Raw genomic sequence first — 14,356 nt, forward strand, 5'->3', positions numbered from 1 at the left:
TTCTTCAGCAATGGGCGGGCACTTTAGGACATTCGTGTTTCATTTTAATTTCAATCACTTGTGGTTGATTTGTCGGTGTTTGATCCACGTCAATTGAAACAAGGTTTGGCTGAAATATCGGGAAATACGTATATTCCCTAACCCCCTTCATACAACCCGCCATGGTTGCAGACCACAACGGGCCAGCACCTGCCGCTGAGCCACCGGAGCGTTAATTCATGCTTGTCGCCGTTGCTATTTTTATCGCCACCATCGTCCTGGTTATCTGGCAGCCCAAGGGGCTTGGCGTCGGCTGGAGCGCCACCTTGGGCGCGATCCTGGCCCTCGCCTGCGGCGCGGTCAGCCTTTCGGACATCCCCGTGGTATGGCACATCATCTGGAACGCCACCGGCACGTTTGTCGCGCTGATCATCATCAGCCTGCTGCTGGATGAAGCCGGTTTCTTCGCCTGGACAGCGCTGCATGTGGCGCGTTGGGGCCGTGGACGCGGCCGTCGCTTGTTTGCCTATATGGTGCTGCTCGGTGCGCTGGTGTCGGCGCTGTTCGCCAATGACGGCGCGGCACTGATCCTTACTCCGATTGTCATGTCGATGCTGCTGGCCCTGCGTTTCTCGCCGGCGGCGACCCTGGCGTTCGTCATGGGTGCAGGCTTTATCGCCGACACTGCAAGCCTGCCACTCGTGGTATCGAACCTGGTGAACATCGTCTCGGCGGACTACTTCAAGATCGGCTTCAACGAATATGCGGCGGTGATGGTTCCGGTCAACTTCGTCAGCGTCGCGGCCACGCTGGCGGTGTTGCTGTGGTTCTTCCGCCGCGATATCCCGCAAACCTACGACCCCGCCGACCTGGCCGACCCCGCCAGTGCCGTCCACGACCGTGCCACCTTCCGCGCTGGCTGGTGGGTGCTGGGCATCCTGCTGATCGGCTGTTTCGCGCTTGAGCCACTGGGCATTCCCATCAGTGCGATTTCCGCCGTATGTGCCGTGCTCTTACTGGTCATCGCCGCCAAGGGCCATAAGATCTCCACGCGCAAAGTGCTGAAGGAAGCGCCGTGGCAGATCGTGATCTTTTCCTTGGGCATGTACCTGGTGGTCTACGGCCTGCGTAATGCTGGCCTCACGGATTACCTCGCCACCTGGCTCGACACCTTCGCCGAGTACGGCGTGTGGGGCGCGGCCATGGGCACCGGTGTGCTGACGGCCTTGCTGTCGTCAGTCATGAACAACCTGCCCACAGTGCTGATCGGCGCGTTGTCCATTGAGCACAGCCATGCCGTGGGCGTGGTTAAGGATGCGATGATCTACGCCAACGTCATCGGCAGCGACCTGGGCCCGAAAATTACCCCCATCGGCAGCCTGGCCACATTGCTGTGGTTGCATATCCTGGCGCGAAAAGGCATCACCATCACTTGGGGTTACTACTTCAAGGTCGGGATTGTGCTGACCTTGCCGGTGCTGCTGGTCACCCTCGCCGCCCTCGCCCTGCGTCTGAGTATCTGACGGAGAATGCCGATGAAAGCCCTGCAACACGCCTGGCTTGGCAACTACGAAGTCAGCAGCACGGTTTGCACCGGCCTGACGTTCGCTCGCCATAGTCACGACGAGTGTGTGATCGGCGTGAACCTGGTGGGCGAGGAGAAAGTCTGGCTGGACCGCAGGGAATTCGACGCCGGGCCCGGCAGCATTACGCTGTACAACCCAGGGCAGATTCAAGGCGGCGGTGCGGCGGATGGCGCGCCTTGGCAGTTCGTCAGCCTCTACGTCACGGCGGATCAATTGGCCGCGGACTTGGGCTTGGCGCACCTGGAATTTGATCGCCCGTTATGTTTTCAACCGCTGCTCGCGCAACGCCTGGCGGCGGCGGTGAAAGGCGCATTGAGCGCCGACACCTTGGTTCGCGAGCTGAACGAAGACGCCTTGGTGTCGCTGCTGGGAGAGGTGGTCGCGATCAGCGGCGTGCGTCTGCCCAGCACCCCTGCCACGGCTAACTCCATGGTCAGCCGCGCCCAGGAGTTGCTGGCGGCGCACCTGCATCAATCGCTTCCGTTGGACCACCTCGGCGATGAGTTGGGGCTGTCCAAGTTCCACCTGCTGCGCGCCTTTCAGAAAGCCACCGGGCTCAGTCCTCGGCAGTGGGCCATGCAACTGCGCACCCGTCGCGCCAAGGGTTTGTTGCGCATGGGCGCGCCAGCCTCGGACGTCGCCCATGACCTCGGGTTTGCCGACCAGAGCCACCTCAATCGGCATTTTCGCGCGGCTTACGGCATGACCCCGGGTCGTTACCAGAGCGTCGTGAAACGTTGAACTGCGCAATCTGGTTCAAGACACTCTCCAACCTGCGCCTCACACTGCCCCCATCAATTGAAGGAACGCGGGCATGTTGACGATCTTTTTCTACGCGCTGGTATTCGGTTTTGTGTTTTGCCTCTCCCCTGGCGCCGTGCTGGCGGAGACCTTACGGCGCGGCTTGCTCCATGGCTTTACTCCCGCGCTGATGGTGCAGATCGGCTCACTGGTCGGTGACGCCGTCTGGGCCGTGATCGGCCTGACCGGCATTGCCCTGCTGATCCAGCACGACGCCGTGCGTGTGCCGCTGACCATTGTCTGCGCGCTGTACCTGGCGTGGCTCGGCGTGCGTAGCCTGATCGACGCCTGGCAGTTGCCCGAAGCCGGCAGCGCACCGGCCAGCTCCGGGCAGAATGCCTTGGCGGTGGGCGCGGCGATCTCGTTGGCCAATCCGAAGAACATTGTTTACTGGGGGGCATTGGGCAGTGCCTTGTCTGGCATTGTCGGCGCCACGCCCAGCCATGGGCAAACCTTGATGTTTTTTGCAGGCTTCATGCTGGCATCGGTGTTGTCCTGCTTTCTGATCGCGGCGCTGGTTAACCTGCTACGCAAAAACGCTTCGCCCCTGTGGCAACGCATCAGTTATGGCGCCTGCGGGCTGGTATTGATATATCTGGCGATTCTCGCCGCGCACGGTATATGAAGTTATATAGCCAACAACTTCCAACGCGTTTTGTCTGAATGAAGTCTGAACACTGGTCAGTTTAATTAATCATGCGTTGACATTTTGTAACTGTCTGAGTAGATTGCCCCTGCCCGCAACTGGGGCCTTTTTTAAACCTCACAAAAGAAGCCAATGGACACAGTATCTAGTCGCTGTCCGAGCACCGCATTTGCGGGCGTCGGGCGCCAAACCCAGAATATGACAGGACTCGTCTCCCCGGTCCGGTAAGCTGCGCTAGAGCTTGATGCTCCACCGTAACTGCCTCACCGGATGCCCGTCCGGTCCCGAGGTGTGTTATGACCTTCCAACTCCTTGTTTTACCCGATGTACGCACGCTGGCCGCAGCCCTGCGCGCCAAGCCAGGCCGAGCACCCGCAGGCTTTTTCCCTGCCCGCTCGACCTTTGTTGCACCCTCCCCTCAAGTGCATCCAGCCCGACCGCTGGCGCACTGGCGTATCTGCCCGCAAAGCGGCCAATTGATGCAGCACTGGGAACATGCCGACCCTCAAGACCCGCAGAGACCGAAGGTTTCCAGCCGGGCTCACGCTGGCTTGATGCTCGGTCTGTATGTGAGCGCTCGCGCCGCCTGACCTGGCTGAAAACAGCAACTTTCTTATTAATTCCCTGGAGTTCTTTATGAACGCATCCAGTCGTAGCCCGCTGCACGTTAGTTAACTAACGCGCTGTTGGCGGGCGTTATAGAAGTTATGTGAACACTTTATTAAAACCGATCGCGAAGTCCGCGGCTCGGCATGCTTTTGCTCGCCTGTATTCAGGTAAGTACCGGGTATGTTTTGTCGAGAATTGGCGACAGGAGTACAAACAATGAGCGCCGTAAAAAACACGCCACTGAGCAAGAAAAAGAGCACCTGCGAAGGCACCAAACTGTCGATGCGTGCCGCCCGCGAAGCCCAAAACGGCCTGCAAGCCACCCTGGCCAACGTACGCGCCACCCAGGATGGCCTGACCGAATTGGACGCCTCTGCACGTCTGCAACGGGAAGGCGCTAACGAAGTCGCCCATGACAAGCCGCCACACGCCCTCATCCAGTTCCTGCACGCACTGAACAACCCGTTCATCTACGTGCTGCTGACCCTGGGCGCCATCAGCTTCTTTACCGATTGCTGGCTGCCAATGCAGGAAAGCGAAGACGCTGACCCGACCAAAGTCATCATCATCATGACCATGGTCCTGCTCAGCAGCCTGTTGCGCTTCTGGCAGGAGCATCGCTCGGCAAAATCCGCCGAGGCCTTGAAAGCCATGGTGCGCACCACCGCCACCGTGCTGCGCCGTGAGCAAGTGGGCAGCCATCCGACCCTGCGCGAAGTACCGATGCGCGACCTGGTGGCGGGCGATATCGTGCAACTGTCGGCCGGTGACATGATCCCCGCTGACATCCGCCTGATCGAATCCCGAGACCTGTTTATCAGCCAGGCCGTGCTCACCGGCGAAGCCTTGCCGGTGGAGAAATACGACACCCTGGGCGACGTTACGCAAAAAACCGCAGGGCCGGTGATCGCCGATCAAGGCAACCTGTTGGACCTGCCCAATATCTGCTTTATGGGCACCAACGTGGTCAGCGGCCGGGCCACGGCCGTGGTGGTGGCCACCGGACCGCGCACCTACTTTGGCTCCCTGGCCAAGGCGATTGTCGGCTCGCGTGTGCAGACCGCGTTCGACCGTGGGGTCAACAGTGTCAGTTGGCTGCTCATCCGCTTCATGCTGGTGATGGTGCCCATCGTGTTCTTCCTCAACGGCTTCTCCAAGGGTGACTGGGGCGATGCCTTCCTGTTTGCGCTGGCGGTTGCCGTGGGCCTCACCCCTGAAATGCTGCCGATGATCGTCAGCGCCAACCTGGCCAAGGGCGCCACGGCCATGGCCAAGCGCAAAGTGGTGGTCAAGCGCCTCAACGCGATCCAGAACTTCGGCTCCATGGACGTGTTGTGCACCGACAAGACCGGCACCCTGACCCAGGACAGAATCATCCTCGAACATCACGTCAACGCCTTAGGCCAGCGTGATGATGCCGTGCTGTCCCTGGCTTGGCTCAACAGCTACCACCAGAGCGGCATGAAGAACCTGATGGACCAGGCGGTGGTGCAGTTTTCGCAACAGAACCCGACATTCCAGGTGCCGTTTGCCTACAGCAAGGTCGATGAGTTGCCCTTCGACTTTGTACGCCGCCGCCTGTCCATCGTGGTCAGGGACGCGGCCGACGACCATCTGCTGGTGTGCAAAGGCGCCGTGGAAGAGATGCTGGGTATTTCCACCCATGTAATGGACGCTGGCGCCGCGGTGCCGTTGGATGAGCGCCGTCGCGAGCAACTGCTGTCAATTGCCAACGATTACAACGAAGACGGCTTTCGCGTGCTGGTGGTGGCGACTCGCACGATCCCCAAGGCGTTGGCACGCCAGCAGTACACCACCGTCGATGAGCGCAACCTGGTGATCCACGGTTTTCTGACCTTCCTCGATCCACCGAAGGAAACCGCCGGCCCTGCGATTGCCGCACTGCAACAGATCGGCGTGGCGGTCAAAGTGCTGACCGGCGACAACGCGGTCGTCACCAGCAAGATCTGCCGTCAGGTCGGCCTTGAGCCCGGCCAACCGCTGCTGGGCGTTGAAATCGAATTGATGGACGACGTCACCCTCGCGCGCCGAGTGGAGGAACGCACGGTATTCGCCAAACTCACGCCGTTGCAGAAATCCCGTGTGCTCAAGGCCCTGCAAGCCAACGGCCATACGGTGGGCTTCCTCGGGGACGGCATCAACGATGCCCCTGCGCTGCGCGATGCCGACGTGGGCATCTCGGTGGACAGTGGCACCGACATCGCCAAGGAGTCGGCGGACATCATCCTGCTGGAAAAAAGCCTGATGGTGCTGGAGGAAGGCGTGCTCAAGGGCCGCGAAACCTTCGGCAATATCATGAAGTACCTGAACATGACCGCCAGCTCCAATTTCGGCAACGTGTTCTCAGTGCTGGTGGCCAGTGCGTTTATCCCGTTCATGCCGATGCTGGCGATCCACTTGCTGCTGCAAAACCTGATGTATGACATCTCCCAGCTGGCGTTGCCGTGGGACAAGATGGACAAGGAATACCTGGCCAAGCCACGCAAGTGGGACGCGAAAAACATCGGCCGTTTCATGCTGTGGATCGGGCCGACCTCGTCGATTTTCGACATCACTACCTTTGCGCTGATGTGGTACGTGTTTGCCGCCAACAGCGTCGAGATGCAGACGCTGTTCCAGTCCGGCTGGTTTATCGAAGGCCTGCTGTCGCAAACCCTGGTGGTGCATATGCTGCGCACCCGCAAGATCCCGTTCTTCCAGAGCACGGCCGCATGGCCGGTGCTGATGATGACCTGCTTGGTGATCGTGCTGGGGATCTACGTGCCGTTCTCGCCCCTGGGCACCCTGGTGGGCTTGCAGCCACTGCCACTGGCGTACTTCCCATGGCTGGTGGGCACCTTGCTCAGCTACTGCTGCGTGGCCCAACTGATGAAAACGATCTACATCCGCCGCTTCAAGCAGTGGTACTGATCACCCCTGCCGTTTAAACGGTGGCGGTCGCTGGGCCGCCACCGTGTCTTACAAGGAATCGGACTATGCGCATCTTGATCTGTGCAGGTCGTCATTACGCCGACACCAAAAAGTCTCGCCAGGTGCTGGACGCCTACCATCGCCTGCGCCCGGTGCAGGTACTGATCCACGGCGGCAACCAGTTTCTCGGCAGCGACATCGAAGAATGGGCCCGTGAAATCGGTATCGACGTGGTGCGTTACCCACCCAATTGGCAACGCCACGGCAAGCAGGCAGAACGCCAACGCAACCACTTCATGCTGACCGACAGCCACCCCGACGTGGTCATCGCTTTGCCGGGCGGTGAGGACACATCGGAGCTGGTCTGCCAGGCCCGAGCCAGCGGCATTTCGGTACTTACCGTAGAAAACTGAACCCAAGCGAGGTGCGTCATGCACAACCTACACACCCCAAAGCGCCCTGACGGGTTTGCCAAATACCGCGCGCGTCACCGCCGCGATGTGCGCCACAGCCTGCTGCTGTTGCCGCCGGCCAAACGCCGTGCGCTGCGGCGCAATCTGATCTTTATCGGCCTGGCCCTGAGCGTTGTTTTGCTTATCGCCGTCGTGTCGAAGGCCAATGCGGCAGGCGCGGCCTACACTGGGCTTTTAAGCTGCTGCTCAAGTTGCAGCTGCATTTGAGGATCAATGCTCAGCGTAGCCGCCAGCTCATCCAGATAATTGCGCTCTGCGTCCTGCTGATCATCCACCAGCATCACACTGGCCAGGTACACCTCGGCCGCTATCGCCGGGTCATGTGCGAATTCGGCAAAATCCGCAGCATCCAAGGGCTTGGCGACTTCGGCGTCGAGCCACTGCTGCAGTTGCGGGTCGTCGGTGTGCTTGCCCAGTTCAGTGGAGATCATTTGCTGCTCTGCGTCATCGATCCGACCGTCGGCCTTCGCCGCGGCAATCAAGGCACGCAACACCGCATGGCTGTGGGCCTCGGCTTCAGGGCCACCCAGCTGGTCGACTGTCTGAAAGGACGACTGCGGTTTGGAGGCCTGCTGACTCTGCCATGCCTGATACGCCTTGAACGCCATCATCCCCAACGACGCCAACGCCGCGTAATTCATCCCGCCGGAGCGCCCCGGTGCAGAACGTGTCGCCGCACCGCCACCGAGCATGCCGCCGAGGCCGCCTAACAATCCACCCAGACCGCCACCGGCCGAAGCATTGCCGGTGCTGGTGCCCTTGAGCAAACCGCCGAGCAGCCCGCCCAGGCCGCCGCCCGCAGCGCCACCGCCGGACTGCCCGGCGCGCAGCAGTTGTTCGAGTAGGTCGCTTGTGTTCATGGTGTCACCCTTGCGCGCGTAGAATTGGCGTTCAACAACCATAGTCCGCCGCTGCCGAAACTCCATGACCGCCGAGCGGGCGCGTATTCAAGCAGGGAAACCCGTGAACCGAATCGAGCAGATTGCGCTGATGGCGACCTACAACCAGTGGATGAATCGCAAAGTCTATGACGCCGCCGCCAGGCTTTCGGATGCGCAATTACGCACGGACCGTCAGGCTTTTTTCGGCTCGATACTCGGCACACTCAACCACCTGGTGCAGGGAGACACGGTCTGGCTCAAACGCTTCGCCCAGCACCCGGCAGGCTTTACAGCGCTGGCCCCACTGGAAGCCATTGCCATGCCCGTCGACCTCAAGCATCTGGCCTTTGCCGACCTTAGCGCGCTGGCTGCCCGTCGTACCTGGCTGGACCAACTGATCATCGATTGGACCAAGACCCTGCGCGAGCCCGATCTCGACCTGCGCTTGCATTACCACAACATGCGTGGCGCCTCCGCCGACAAGCCCTTTTCCAGCCTGCTACTGCACTTTTTCTATCATCAGACCCACCACCGGGGCCAGGCGACCACCTTGCTGACCCAGGCCGGAGTGGATGTCGGCGACACGGACCTGCTGGCACTGATTGACTGACGGCAGCGGGCGCTGAGCAGGCTAGAGCCATAAACGAACGCCTAGGCAACTGTGAGGTCGTAATGACAGGTGCCGGGATCTTTCTGCGCCCGCCCTCTTCGCACCCGTCGTGGGTTTACCGATGGATGCAACCCATAAGAAGGAGACGCTTACATGGTCATTCACTTCAAGGTCGCCGGGCATCTGGCTTGCGGCCACCACGGTACCAACCTCCCCTCCAGCGCTGAGCTGAACCGGGTCAAGTGCCGTACCTGCCGCAACACTGAGGCCTACAAGGAAGCCCGCCGCACCCAACGCAATTCCGCTCGGCGTGCTTCGCGCAAAGCCAAGTCCCCCACCGCCACTGACTGGCGCAGCGCCTGGACCCAACGTCTCACCGACCTGCCAGGGTTGCAGCGTTTGCCCAGAGGGTTCAGCGGCCAGCCTTTCGTATAGGCCTGCACACGCAAGCCCCGGCTAAACCGGGGCTTGTTTGCGATCGCTCTGCCTTTCTGCTGAAGATTCATGACGCCCATCTGTGATTCTTGTGTTCGGGCAGCAGAAACCTACTGGACTCTCTTTTAAAACCCCTGTAGCCCACTGATCTTTCGAGCTTTTTCATCTTGCTCGATGCCCAACAAAGGTGCGTTACGGCCTTGCGCATACGCGCCTTGATCTATATATTCCCAACCCTGCTACACCGCGCTACCGCCCGAATGGCGAAACTGGTAGACGCATGGGACTTAAAATCCCCCGCTCGTAAGGGCGTCCCGGTTCGATTCCGGGTTCGGGCACCATAGATATCAAGGGCTTGCATGATTAACGTCATGCAGGCCCTTATCTTTTGCGCTCCGCAATTTTTGACACTGCTTCACAACTCACCCATCCCGGCGTCCTGCCAATCTGAATCAAAACCCTCACCGCACTGCCTACTGCGCTGATAGATCTACGGAGAATCAGCCATGTCGATTCACGATCTACTCGCTGCCCTTGCTCTCAAAGCCGGCTGACACAGATTCCGCGGCATCACTACGGCCTTGCTGTAGTTGAACCCTGGACGGTAGATAGGGTCGAGCTCACGCAGTAGTACGTTGGTAAGTCGCCTGCCTCTGGAGGTGTCCGCGTTACCCAGGCACGCCGGTCGCTCACATCGTCCCTGTGCCACCCGCTGGCGATCACAGCCCCAACGAGACCCGCGATCAGCAATTCAAACCTATCGATCTTGTCGAGCCGGCGCTGTCGATACTCCGTGCACTCGACTTCGTGGGGCCTGTTTGAAATAGCCGGCCCCAGCAGCACTCCCAGCCATGGTGGGACCCAAAACGAAAAAGCCCCGGCATATGCCGGGGCTTCTATCGAAACTGAATTTGAAGATTTTGATCAGGCCAACCTGGAGCCGCCAATAAAACCGAGGAAAACTAAAATGACATCCGCAGTGAGGAGCGCCGTGTAGTTAGGAAGGTTCTTGACCTCATCAAAGCCCTGCTGAGCAACCGTTGGAGTAAACAATGCATAGAGGCCAGTCGGCACAATTGCAAAGAGCGCCAAGAGGCCGACTAGCGTCCAAAGAGATGCTGATTCAACAAAATAGTTAATTTTCCGCCACCTCAAGATGGCAAAGCTGATCAAGAAAGCGACGAAAACCAGCCAAATATGATCGTAAGCGCCATCAATTAGGGCGCCAATAAATTTAAGTTCCAACACCGCAGGCTCCTGCCATCATCAATGAAGTCATAATGACATCATAACATAGCGTCTAAACACAACCTCGCTTGGCTTAAGGTTTTTTTGATGGGGGGATACTGGCCCAAGAACGGAAAACCCGGCTCTTGGCTGGGCTCAGGGGTTCGTGTGCGTTTCGCGTTACTTGTGCACTTGGGGAGAGTTACGCGCAAAACCCGCAACGCCAATATGTGCCGTGCTACTTAACCCTTGCAAAGCTTCTGTGGCGACTCCGTACCTGCGAGGGGATCCCGCCACAACCAGCATGGCGATAGACGAAGAAACCGAAGCAACCAAGTCTCTGCCCTAGCCAGGTCCGCCCATACACTCTGCGGTGCTGGAAAGCATTGCTCCCGCCTGCTGCACCAGCTTTCTCCACTCATCGCTGGTGATGAGTTCGGCAAGCTCCATGGCGTCAGCCCGCCGCAGCAATCCAAAATACTTAACCTCTGCGTCCGTTTGACTTACGGCCTGTGTAAACAGGTCGCGCCAGGCTGTCATGGCTAGTCTTCGCTGTGCCTCTCTCATCGAGGGCCCCTAATGGTGAGATGAGTCAGTATGTATTAGGTTGCCGGGCTGCGTTCGGCGTGATCTCGTTATTGCCGACCAATGGCGGCCATAAGCCATTAATCGCGAGGTTTTGGCTCAGTCACGGGAAAGTAGTGGGTCCGTTCGCACTGATCGTTGGCGTTTGCTGGACGATCTTCGCGCTGAGCGTCTTGTATCTGCCCTTCGGAGCGCCATCTATTGAGTCGGGAATCCTGACGATTACAACTTCCTCAGGTGTTACATAGAGCCCGCTACGTGCGTGGCTTTCTGCTTTTGCGACATCCTTTTCACCTGGCATTTACAGGACAGGGTGCTAAATCACCCTACTCCTTTGAAGAATTCCCTTTAGGCCCGCCCACAAGCGGGCTTTTTTTTGCCCGTCAGAAAGGCGCCAGATCCTCTTCGGGCTCAAGCTCGGCCTCCAAACCGCGACTGCCGTACGCGCACAACAATCTGACTGCCCGCAACGAACCTTCCTACAAAGCGAATTGTCGAAATGTGGCTTTGGTCACCCGTCTGCGCGCCCACCTATCAGGGAGAATCCAGCAGCCATCACCGGCTAATAGTTGGCGTGGTACCGGTTTTCTCGTGCCCGCTAGATAAAAGCCAACTATTCACGCGACATCTCAAGAGGCAAAGGAATCGTGCCCGAACAAAAAATGCATGCCTGCAACACAATTGATGAGTCCTTGGGAAATGCAAAATTGCCCGTAGAGCGGCTAGAGTCTTTAACATTTCTGCGCTTTGTTGCAGCCATCGTAGTGGTTCTTTTCCATTACGGAAAAGAAACGCAAATTTACGCAAGCTTGCCAACGATACTGAATTGCGGGCCGATCATGGTCACTTTCTTTTTCGTACTGTCAGGCTTTGTGCTCGCCCTATCGAATACAAAAAAGAACATTCCGACCTCACAATTCTATGTAAACAGAGCCGCCAGGATATTGCCCATTTATCTAATAGCGCTACTGACTTACATGGCAATAACAAGCAGCTCACTAAACGGCAAATTTTTTATATCCGCCGCCCTTATTCAAGCGTGGTTCCCAAAATACGCAACGACTTTAAATTACCCTGGCTGGTCTGTTTCAGTTGAGATGTTTTTCTATTTGATTTGCCCATTGCTGATTTTTGTCAGCAATACAAAAAAAGACGTACGCCTCAAGGTGTGGCTGGCGTCCTCGCTACTCCTTTGGGTTTTCAGCCAAGTCGTGCTCAGCTACTACAGCCGTACAGACCCCTATGGCAATACCAGTCCGCGCCTGCACTCGCTGATCAATTATTTTCCACCTTCACACCTGTGCAGCTTTGTCCTTGGGTTCACTGCCGGGCTCATGTTCAAAGCAGGCGTATTGCGCAACGTCGTCGGGGAGAAGACTGCGCTCGTTCTCAGCATCGTGTTGTTCGCCATTATCGGCAAGATAATTGATTACGGTCCAAGATTAGATGATGCCATCGGCGCGTACTTAGCGTACGGAAGTAGTTTCACAGCTATCCTGTTTGCCCCAGCGATTTACTTTTGCGCCATAGCAAACAACTTACTAAAAAAAGCCCCCTTCATACCCGTGCTTGTCATACTCGGAGAATCCAGCTATTCGCTTTACATACTGCAAGCGCCGGCTCACCTTGCTTTCCAAATGCTGCCGACTCAGTTTCTTTCTGAATCCAGTACGATTAATTTTTCAGTCTTTGTCATCTTTTTAATTTCGCTATCCATCGCTTCATACTTCCTGATTGAAAAAACCCTTTCAAAAACGATCAAAGTTTTTTATGCAAAACGCATGAAGCGTTCACCCGTTAAAACTGAAGCCGTAGCCTGAGAACATCGCCCCGCCGTTCTCCCGTGCTCACGCGACGACAGATTGAACACTGACCGTATTTGCATCATGCAAGCGTGGGCTTGGCTCTTGAGGCGCCGTTTACACGGCGTAAAGCAACCGCGCACCTGTTCCAAACGCACGCACACGGTGCGTCGTTTCTACCCAGGTGACATTTTTCGGAGCGTGGCCAGCGTCGCCATACACCCTGGTTTCCTTTAAAATCATAAACATAGCGTTTATGGCCTGAAGCTTGCTTTTAAGCTATCGCCGCGCCATGCGGCACTCGTTTCCCCCATCCTCTCAGGGTGGGCGACCCAGCCTCAACGATGCGGCTGGTGTCTCCAAGTGAAGCGAATCACATATCCAGCCGACAGCGCCGTCGGTATGTGAAATCAGGCCCTCCTTCCCCGCCTGCATTTCTTCCCAGACCTTCTTTCCTTCATTGCAAACCGTCATGCCCGGCGCTTTTCCTGGCGTGCTTCGGGCTGCAGTGGATAGGGAGTCCGGGTTTCAGGAGTCTTCCGAATGGCTATGAATCGTCGTGCTTTCCTGCGTGCATCTGCGATTTCCGCGGCTGCTGTGTCCACGTTGAGCCTCAAGAGTTTCTCGGCGTTTGCTGCCGACGACGCGATCAATATCGCCTCGCTGTATGACAACTCCGGCGGCCTCGACATCTACGGCAAACCCATCGTCCATGCGCTGACCTTCGCTGTCGAAGAACTCAATAGCTCCGGCGGCTTGCTCGGCCGCCCGCTCAACCTGATCAAGTACGACACCCAGTCGAACATGCAGCTTTACGCGCAATACGCCCAACAGGCCGCGCTCAAGGATCGCGCGGCGGTGGTGCACGCCGGTATCACGTCGGCGTCGCGGGAAGTGGTGCGTCCGGTGCTGGACCGCTACAAGACCCTGTATTTCTACAACAACCAATACGAAGGCGGCGTGTGTGACCGCAACTTCTTCGGCACCGGTGTCACACCCGGCCAGACCGTGGAGAAGCTGGTGTCCCATGTCACCAAGAAGTGGGGCAAGAAGGTCTACATCGTCGCGGCGGACTACAACTACGGGCAGATCGTCACCGCCTGGGTCAAGAAGTACGTCGAGCAAGCGGGCGGCGAAAGCGTCGGCATCGAGTTCTTCCCACTGGACGTGACCAACTTCGGCGCGACGATCTCGAAGATCCAGGAAGCCAAGCCGGACTTCGTCTGGTCGGCGCTGGTGGGCGGCGCGCACATGTCGTTCTATCGCCAGTGGAAAGCCGCAGGCATGACCGGCAAGCTGCCGATTGCCTCCACCACCTTCGCCGGCGGTAACGAGCACATCGTGCTGTCGCCGGAAGAATGCAACGGCATCCTGATCTGCCAGAACTATGTGCAGGAACTGGCCACGTCGCAGAACCAGGCGTTCGTCGAGCGCTTCCATAAGCGCTTCGGCGCGGACTATCCGTACATCACCGAACTGGCCATGGGCGCTTACCAGGGCATGATGCTGTGGGCCGAAGGCGTGCGCCAGGCAGGTACGGTGGAGCGCATGGCCGTGACCCAGGCCCTGGAAAAAGGCATCAGCCTGGACCTGCCCAGCGGCAAGGTCAGTATCGACCCGGCGACCCACCACTGTGTGCTCGACGTGCACATCGCCGAAGTCCGCGACCGCCGCCTGGAGGTGGTCGAAAGCTTCGCCCAGCAAGCGCCGTCCGACACCGCCGCGGTGTGCGACCTGGTGAAGAACCCGCGCGACGCCAAACAATACAGCATCGCGCTGTAAGGAGGCCGA

General features: G+C 58.3%; 12 protein-coding genes, 1 tRNA gene and 1 pseudogene. 12 read left to right on the forward strand and 2 right to left on the reverse strand.

What is annotated here, in order from left to right:
• Positions 1 to 218: 218 nt before the first annotated feature.
• The 7 genes and pseudogenes from LRO94_RS15120 to LRO94_RS15150 all read left to right on the forward strand — a co-directional run.
• Positions 219 to 1,502, forward strand: a complete 1,284-nt coding sequence (locus tag LRO94_RS15120) for an arsenic transporter (RefSeq protein ID WP_099602524.1) — start codon at positions 219 to 221, stop codon at positions 1,500 to 1,502.
• A gap of 12 nt (positions 1,503 to 1,514) precedes the next feature.
• Positions 1,515 to 2,306 (forward strand): AraC family transcriptional regulator, encoded by a 792-nt coding sequence (locus LRO94_RS15125; RefSeq protein ID WP_179178944.1) that lies wholly within the window; start codon positions 1,515 to 1,517, stop codon positions 2,304 to 2,306.
• 73 nt (positions 2,307 to 2,379) lie between these two features.
• Positions 2,380 to 2,991, forward strand: coding sequence for a LysE family transporter (locus LRO94_RS15130; protein WP_095184709.1), 612 nt, complete (start codon positions 2,380 to 2,382; stop codon positions 2,989 to 2,991).
• A gap of 317 nt (positions 2,992 to 3,308) precedes the next feature.
• A complete protein-coding gene (locus tag LRO94_RS15135) occupies positions 3,309 to 3,602 on the forward strand; it encodes a hypothetical protein (RefSeq protein ID WP_179178943.1) in 294 nt (97 codons plus the stop codon).
• Positions 3,603 to 3,837: 235 nt separating this feature from the next.
• Positions 3,838 to 6,552, forward strand: coding sequence for a magnesium-translocating P-type ATPase (gene mgtA / locus LRO94_RS15140; RefSeq protein WP_179178942.1), 2,715 nt, complete (start codon positions 3,838 to 3,840; stop codon positions 6,550 to 6,552).
• Between the two features lie 65 nt (positions 6,553 to 6,617).
• Positions 6,618 to 6,965 (forward strand): DUF2493 domain-containing protein, encoded by a 348-nt coding sequence (locus LRO94_RS15145; protein WP_095184707.1) that lies wholly within the window; start codon positions 6,618 to 6,620, stop codon positions 6,963 to 6,965.
• Positions 6,966 to 6,983: 18 nt separating this feature from the next.
• Positions 6,984 to 7,223, forward strand: a pseudogene (locus LRO94_RS15150) (hypothetical protein); the annotation flags it as partial.
• Here LRO94_RS15150 and LRO94_RS15155 read toward each other — a convergent pair.
• Entirely contained in the window at positions 7,187 to 7,885 is a 699-nt protein-coding gene (locus LRO94_RS15155) for a tellurite resistance TerB family protein (protein WP_179178941.1), read from the reverse strand. The pseudogene LRO94_RS15150 and the gene LRO94_RS15155 sit on opposite strands and share 37 nt — an antisense overlap.
• Before the next feature lie 103 nt (positions 7,886 to 7,988).
• On the opposite strand from LRO94_RS15155, the gene LRO94_RS15160 reads away from it, so the two are divergent.
• The 3 genes from LRO94_RS15160 to LRO94_RS15170 all read left to right on the forward strand — a co-directional run bounded on the left by LRO94_RS15160 (position 7,989) and on the right by LRO94_RS15170 (position 9,292).
• Entirely contained in the window at positions 7,989 to 8,516 is a 528-nt protein-coding gene (locus LRO94_RS15160; RefSeq protein ID WP_179178940.1) for a DinB family protein, read from the forward strand.
• Positions 8,517 to 8,669: 153 nt separating this feature from the next.
• Positions 8,670 to 8,951 carry a hypothetical protein gene (locus LRO94_RS15165; protein ID WP_122765189.1) on the forward strand — a complete coding sequence of 94 codons (282 nt, stop codon included), beginning with the start codon at positions 8,670 to 8,672 and terminating at the stop codon, positions 8,949 to 8,951.
• Positions 8,952 to 9,205: 254 nt separating this feature from the next.
• Positions 9,206 to 9,292 (forward strand) — tRNA-Leu (locus tag LRO94_RS15170).
• 583 nt (positions 9,293 to 9,875) lie between these two features.
• Here the strand turns inward: LRO94_RS15170 and LRO94_RS15175 are convergent.
• Positions 9,876 to 10,199 (reverse strand): hypothetical protein, encoded by a 324-nt coding sequence (locus LRO94_RS15175; protein ID WP_032885727.1) that lies wholly within the window; start codon positions 10,197 to 10,199, stop codon positions 9,876 to 9,878.
• A gap of 1,211 nt (positions 10,200 to 11,410) precedes the next feature.
• On the opposite strand from LRO94_RS15175, the gene LRO94_RS15180 reads away from it, so the two are divergent.
• Together LRO94_RS15180 and LRO94_RS15185 are read left to right on the forward strand one after the other, a co-directional pair.
• Positions 11,411 to 12,583: an acyltransferase family protein gene (locus LRO94_RS15180; RefSeq protein WP_179178939.1), complete on the forward strand. Its 1,173-nt coding sequence runs from the start codon at positions 11,411 to 11,413 to the stop codon at positions 12,581 to 12,583.
• A 525-nt stretch (positions 12,584 to 13,108) separates the two neighbouring features.
• Complete coding sequence (locus tag LRO94_RS15185) at positions 13,109 to 14,347, forward strand: urea ABC transporter substrate-binding protein (RefSeq protein ID WP_179178938.1); 1,239 nt, start codon at positions 13,109 to 13,111, stop codon at positions 14,345 to 14,347.
• Positions 14,348 to 14,356: the final 9 nt, after the last annotated feature.

The sequence above is a fragment of the Pseudomonas sivasensis genome (genome assembly GCF_021391435.1).
In the GTDB taxonomy this organism is placed as follows: Bacteria; Pseudomonadota; Gammaproteobacteria; order Pseudomonadales; family Pseudomonadaceae; genus Aquipseudomonas; species Aquipseudomonas sivasensis.